Consider the following 1,022-nt stretch of genomic DNA (forward strand, 5'->3'; position numbering starts at 1 on the left):
CGGTGGGCGGTGGTCATGGGTGGGTTCCTGTGGGGTATTTAGCGGGTTGAGGGCGGATGGTAGTCCTGAATGGTGACGGGGGTGTGGGCGGGGGTTTGCTGGATCTATCAGAGCGACATACCAAAAGACATGATCTATGTCCGACAACATTTAGGTGAAAACCAACTTTGGCTTTCAAAATGAAACACCCACTGAGTGCTGACTCTCAGTGGGTTTGATATTGGTGGAGGCCGTCATCTCTCGACAACTATCTATCCGCTCTCAGTTATTCCTTACACATCGGCCCGGCGCTTTAACCCCCATTAGTGACGCGCACTCGGACTTCACGGTTAGAAAGACGGTGAACAGGTTAGTTTTCATTTTGAACTCCAAGTTACAGATGAAAGAGATTTCAACCAACACAAAGAGAGAAAACGCCAGGCCGCTTGCAAGGTCTTGCACTAAGGCAACGGTAAACAGCATTACTGCCAAGTCATTACTTGCTCGATTCTACGGGTTTGCTTGAACCACAACTATGGACATACGATGTTCAACAATCAAACGGATCAATTACCCGATCTGCACCGGCTCCCCCGTGCGCGCACTCTCGTACAGCGCGTCCAGGATCTGCATCACCACCAGGCCCTCGTCGCCGCCCGCCGGGTGCGGGGTGCCGGTGAGAATGGCCTCGGCGTAATCGAACATGGCCGACTTGGCATCTACCGTGGGCGGGCACAAGAGCATGTCCACCGGCGCGCCGTTGACTTCGGTGTAGACGTGCGCGTCGAAGGTGTAGCCGCCACCCAGGTTCTTTTGCAGCAGCCCGGCCTTGGTGCCCAGCAGCCGGGTTTCCATCAGCTCGGCTTCCTGGATGTTGGCGGCCCAGGAGGCCTCTAGCGCCAGCGTGGCACCGTTGGAAAAGCGGATGAACCCGGCAGCCAGGTCTTCCACGTCAAAGGTCTTGCCGGCCTTCTGGGCCAGGTCGCTGGCGGTGGGGTTGTAGGTGCTGCCCATCACCCAGGTGGGTTGCGGGTAGCCCATCA

General features: G+C 56.7%; 1 protein-coding gene. It reads right to left on the minus strand.

What is annotated here, in order from left to right:
* Positions 1-549 precede the first annotated feature (549 nt).
* The coding region (locus AC097L_RS26430; RefSeq protein ID WP_479589652.1) for a Gfo/Idh/MocA family oxidoreductase at positions 550-1,022 on the minus strand (473 nt) is incomplete at its 5' end.

It is taken from the genome of Rhodoferax sp. RT5P35 (assembly GCF_056521385.1).